Annotated in this window: 5 protein-coding genes; 4 read left to right on the top strand and 1 reads right to left on the bottom strand. The window is 72.3% G+C overall.

Annotated elements, in window-relative coordinates; all coding sequences use genetic code 11:
- The coding region (locus ACWGIU_RS29150) for a phytoene desaturase family protein (RefSeq protein WP_453710731.1) at positions 1–812 on the top strand (812 nt) is incomplete at its 5' end.
- A gap of 27 nt (positions 813–839) precedes the next feature.
- Here the strand turns inward: ACWGIU_RS29150 and ACWGIU_RS29145 are convergent.
- Complete coding sequence (locus tag ACWGIU_RS29145; RefSeq protein ID WP_453710729.1) at positions 840–2222, bottom strand: mycothione reductase; 1383 nt, start codon at positions 2220–2222, stop codon at positions 840–842.
- A gap of 179 nt (positions 2223–2401) precedes the next feature.
- Here ACWGIU_RS29145 and ACWGIU_RS29140 point away from each other — a divergent pair, with 179 nt between their 5' ends.
- Genes ACWGIU_RS29140 through ACWGIU_RS29130 form a run of 3 tightly spaced genes read left to right on the top strand, consistent with a single transcriptional unit; the run spans position 2402 to position 4959 of the window.
- The gene (locus tag ACWGIU_RS29140) at positions 2402–3031 is read left to right on the top strand and encodes a flavodoxin family protein (protein ID WP_453710727.1); all 630 of its coding nucleotides are present in this window, start codon (positions 2402–2404) and stop codon (positions 3029–3031) included.
- 36 nt (positions 3032–3067) lie between these two features.
- A complete protein-coding gene (locus ACWGIU_RS29135) occupies positions 3068–3961 on the top strand; it encodes an SDR family oxidoreductase (RefSeq protein ID WP_453710725.1) in 894 nt (297 codons plus the stop codon).
- A complete protein-coding gene (locus tag ACWGIU_RS29130) occupies positions 3958–4959 on the top strand; it encodes a PHP domain-containing protein (protein WP_453710723.1) in 1002 nt (333 codons plus the stop codon). Before ACWGIU_RS29135 ends, ACWGIU_RS29130 begins: the two co-directional genes overlap by 4 nt.
- The last annotated feature ends 223 nt before the right edge of the window (positions 4960–5182 follow it).

The raw sequence follows: 5182 nt of genomic DNA, 5'->3' as shown, positions 1-5182 counted from the left end.
GCACGGCGGTCGGTGTCAGGACCGCGGGCGGGGAGACCGTCGGCGCGCGCCGGGCCGTACTGGCCGACACGTCGGCACCGGCCCTGTACCGCGAGCTCGTCGGCGAGGAACACCTGCCGTCCCGACTCCTGCGGGACCTGGAACGCTTCCAGTGGGACTTCGCGACCTTCAAGGTCGACTGGGCTCTGACCGGCCCGGTGCCGTGGACGGCACCGCAGGCCACCGGGGCGGGAACGGTCCACGTGGCCGACGGCGTCGACGGCCTGACCCGGTTCGCCGCGCAGATCGCCATGGGACAGGTCCCCGACGAGCCGTTCACCCTCTTCGGCCAGATGACCACCGCGGACCCCAGCCGATCACCCGCGGGCACCGAGTCGGCCTGGGCCTACACCCACCTCCCGCAGCACATCACCGCCGACGCCGGCCCCGACCGCATCACCGGCCGATGGGACGACCGGGAACAGGAGGCGATGGCCGACCGCGTCGAAGCACAGGTGGAGCGGTTCGCGCCCGGCTTCCGCGCCCTGATCCGCGCCCGCCGGATCCTGGCCCCGACCACCCTCCAGGCCATGGACGAGAACCTCCACAACGGCGCCATCAACAACGGCACCACCGCCCTCCACCAGCAGGCGATCTTCCGCCCCACCCCCGGCACCGGCCGCCCCGAGACCCCCGTCAAGAACCTCTACCTCGCCTCCGCGGCCGCCCACCCCGGCGGCGGTGTCCACGGCGCCCCGGGCGCGAACGCCGCCCGAGCGGCCCTGCGGCCCCACGGGCTCCACATCCCCCTCCACCGCGCCCAAGGCCTCTGAGGAGCGCGTCCCTCAGCCCCGGTCCGCTCAGGGGGTCCGGGAGCCGAGGTCCAGGTCGAGGAGGGCGTTCGAGACCGACTCGGTGGCGGCGGGATGGATCCAGTACGGAGTCCGCGCCAGGGTCGGGGCGTCGATCCCCAGGCTCATGGCCACCACCAGCGGCTGGATCAGGGTGGCTGCCTGCGGCCCCAGGATGTGGGCGCCCAGTACCTGGCCGGTGCGTCGGTCCGCGAGTACTTTGCAGAAGCCGGTGCGGTCCTCCAGTGCCCACCCGTACGCGGATTCCGAGAAACGGCGCACGGCGACCGCGTAGTCGAGTCCCTCCTCCCGGCACTCCCGCTCGGTCCTGCCGACCTGCGCGATCTGCGGCTGGGTGAACACCGCGGCGGGAACGGCCTCGTGGACGGTGCGGACCAGGTCGTCGGCGTGCAGCAGGTTGTGGGCCACCACCTCCGCCTCCCGGTTGGCCACGTGCTTGAGGGGAAAGGACGTGCACACGTCACCGAGGGCGAAGACCCCCGTTGCGGTGGTCCGCTGGAAGGCGTCCACGACGACTCGCCCGTCGTCGTGCAGGGCGATCCCGGCCCGCTCGGCACGGAGCCGGTCGCTGTTGGGGATGCGGCCCACGGCAACGAGCAGGGTGTCCGCCTCCACGGTCGTACCGTCGTCCAGCACCAGTGCCAGCCGCCCCGGCGCGCCCTCCACGCGGGTCAGCGCCGTTCCCGTGCGCACGTCGTACCGGCCGCCGGCGATTTCGGTGTAGGCGGCGGAGACGGTCTCGTCCTGGGCGGGAAGCAGCGTGTCCGCCTGCTCGATGACGGTGACGCGGCTGCCCGCGGCGTGGAAGACGTGCGCGAGCTCGGCCGCGATGTAGCCACCGCCCAGCACCGCCAGATGCCGAGGGGGGTCGTCCAGGCGCATGACCGTGTCGGACGTCTCGTACGGGAGCCCGGAGTCGGCCACCGGTCCGGGCACGGAGGGGCGGCTGCCGGCAGCGACGACGACCTGTTTGCCGCGGATCCCGACGGCGTCGTCCCCGGCCCCGACGAGGAGTGTCCGGTCCTCGGTGAAACGGGCGTGTCCCTTGTAGACGTGGACGTACGGGGATTCGCGCCGGGACTCTTCGCCCTCACCCGCCTCCCGGTCCAGACGTCCGAACACCCTCGCCCGTACGTCGGCCCAACGGACGCCCCGCAGCGTCGCGTCCACTCCGAGGGAGCCGGCTTCACGGACCCCGTCGGCGACGTCCGCCACGTGCACCAGCATCTTGCTCGGGATGCATCCCCGGTTCAGGCAGGTACCGCCGAAGGGCCCCTCGTCGACGATGGCGACGTCCAGGTGGGAGAACCGGTCGTCGACGATGGCATTGCCGGAGCCCGCTCCTACGATGACGAGGTCATGAGTACGCATGCCGGGGAACGTACCCGCGCGTCGCGGGGCCATCACCGGGCACGCGCCGCCGGGCCGCGGATACGCCCGTACGGCCGGGTGGCGGAGCTGGTCGCCGTGCACGTCGTGGAAAGGCTCGATCGGCGGGGATCACCGGAGAGGGCGGGGATACGGCATGCCCACCGGGGTAGCCGGATCACATGGACACCACGACCGAAACCACGCCGCTGCGCGCTGTCGCGCTGGTCTGCACGCTGTCGCCGTCGCCGGAGCCGTCCAGCTCGCAGTTGCTGGCCGAGCAGACCATGGCCGCCCTGGCCGAGCACGGCGTCACCGGGAAGACCATCCGGATCGCCGACCACGACGTGAAGCCCGGCGTGAAGACCGACATGGGCGACGGGGACGCCTGGCCAGAGATCCGCGACACGATCTTGGGCTGCGACATCCTGGTCCTCGCCACGCCCATCTGGCTCGGCCACCCGTCCAGCGTCGCCCAGCGGGTCCTGGAACGGCTCGACGCCGAGCTCGGCGAGAGCGACGACGAGGGCCGCATGCTGACCTACGGCAAGGCCGCGGCTGTGTGCGTCGTCGGCAACGAGGACGGCGCGCACAAGGTCAGCGCCGACCTCTTCCAGGGCCTGAACGACGTCGGCTTCTCCCTGGCCCCGAACGCGGTCACCTACTGGGTCGGCGAAGCCATGCAGGGCACCGACTACCAGGACCTCGACAAGACCCCCGAGAAGACCGCGGCGACGACCGAGACCCTCGCCGCGAACACCGCCCACCTCGCCCGCCGCCTCAAGGCGGCCGCCTACCCGCCTTCTCACTGACGCCCCGCCCGACCCCCGTCCTGGAAGGAGACCGCGATGCCGTCCCCCGACCGAACCCCCCTCACCGATCCGGTGTCACTCCACGCCCGTCCCCCGTTTCCCGAGCAGGACCAGGACCATCCCGGCTCGACCGAGGCCATGGACCCCCGCCCCGACCACGGGGAAGCCACCTACCGGGGCCACGACCTGCTGCACGGCCGCAAAGCGCTGGTCACCGGTGGGGACTCGGGGATCGGCCGGGCCGTCTGCCTCGCCTTCGCACGGGAAGGCGCCGACGTCGCCTTCACCCATTTGCCCGAGGAAGCGGACGACGCGGAAGCCACCGCCCGCCTGATCCGCGAGGCCGGCCGCACTGCAGTGGCTGTCGCCTGCGACATCCGGAACGAAGGCGAATGCGCCGCCCTCATCGACAAGGCGGTGCGCGAGCTGGACGGCATCGACCTGCTCGTCAACAACGCCGCCTACCAGATGGCCCAGCCGGACGGGATCGAGGCGATCACCACCGAGCAGTTCGACCGGGTGATGAAGACCAACCTGTACGGCATGTTCTGGCTCACCAAGGCCGCGCTGGCCCATATGCCGCGCGGCGCGTCGGTGATCAACACCACCTCCGTGCAGGGCTACCAGCCCAGCCCGCACCTCCTCGACTACGCCATGACCAAGTCCGCGATCATCTCCTTCACCCACAATTTGGCCCAGATGCTCGCGGAACGCGGTATCCGGGTCAACGCCGTCGCCCCCGGACCGGTCTGGACCCCCCTGATCCCCGCGACGATGCCCGACCCGACCAAGTTCGGCGAGCAGTCACCGCTCGGCCGACCCGCCCAGCCGGCGGAGATGGCACCCGCCTACGTCTTCCTCGCTTCCGACCGGGCCTCCTACATCACCGGCGAGATCGTCAACGCCACCGGCGGAACGCCCCTGCCGTGACCCCGGACGAAGCCCTGCGCCGGATCGCCTTCCTCCTCGAATGGCGTGGTGCGTCCCCGTACCGGGTGCGGGCCTTCCACGCGGCGGCCGACGCCGTCCGCGACCTGTCACCGGGGCCGGTGGACGCCGCCCAGGCCAGACAACTGCGCGGGGTGGGCCCGGTCACCGCGGAGGTGATCTCCCAGGCATCGACCGGAGCGGTACCGAGCTACCTCGCCCGACTGCAGGCCGAGGCCGATCCGGGTGCCCGCGCCGGCTGGGAGCTGGCGGCTGCGAGCACCGGGGACTGCCACCTCCACTCCGACTGGTCGGACGGCGGCAGCCCGCTCGAGGACATGGCCGACGCGGCCCGCGCCCTGGGCCACCGGTGGGCCGTTCTGACCGATCACTCACCGCGGCTGACGATCGCCCACGGACTGAGCCCGGACCGGCTGAAAAGCCAACTGGAGGCCGTGGCCGCCGTGAACGCGAGGCTGGGATCCGGCTTTCGGCTGCTGACCGGCATCGAGTGCGACATCCTCGACGACGGCTCGCTCGACCAGGACGAAGACCTGCTCGGCCGGCTCGACATCGTCGTGGCATCGGTGCACTCGAAGCTCCGCTCGGAGCCCGAGCCGATGACCGCCCGCCTGCTGGCTGCCGTACGCAACCCGCATGTCGACGTGCTGGGGCACTGCACGGGACGGATCATCACCGGTCGGGGGCGCCCCCAGTCCCGCTTCGACGCCGAGGCCGTGTTCGCGGCGTGCGCCGAGGCCGGCACCGCGGTGGAGATCAACTGCCGGCCCGAACGGCGCGACCCGCCGGACGACCTGCTCGTGCGGGCCGCCGCCGCAGGCTGCCGGTTCGCCGTGGACACCGATGCCCACGCTCCCGAACAGCTGCACTGGCAGAGCACGGGTTACGCACGGGCGGCACGGATCGGCCTGGGCGCGGACCGGCTGATCACGACCTGGTCGCTCGGTCGGCTGCTGACGACCAGGAGCGGCAGACAGTGAACCACCCACCGTCCGCCCCGCTCGACGGCCCGGCGCACGGCTGCCGCCTCCGCCAGGCGGGTGAGACGCCCCGTGCGGCCGGGCGACCGCACCTCCGGCGGGGAAGCGATCGGTTCGGGTCGGACAGGCCCGGCCCGAACACGCATGGGCGGCGGGCCGTCCGGCGCGTCCGGGCTCGCCGCTCGGACGGACGGTGACGTGCGTCATGCCGCACGCCTACGGC

This window comes from Streptomyces sp. NPDC054840 (assembly GCF_053611065.1).
The sequence above is the reverse complement of the archived record's forward strand: the minus strand, read 5'-3'. Positions and strand labels throughout refer to the sequence as shown.

Bases quoted from the DNA above. Each gene is read 5' to 3' on its own strand.
- ACWGIU_RS29145 (WP_453710729.1), bottom strand. From the start codon at position 2,222: ATGCGTACTCATGACCTCGTCATCGTAGGAGCGGGCTCCGGCAATGCC.
- ACWGIU_RS29140 (WP_453710727.1), top strand. From the start codon at position 2,402: ATGGACACCACGACCGAAACCACGCCGCTGCGCGCTGTCGCGCTGGTC.
- ACWGIU_RS29135 (WP_453710725.1), top strand. From the start codon at position 3,068: ATGCCGTCCCCCGACCGAACCCCCCTCACCGATCCGGTGTCACTCCAC.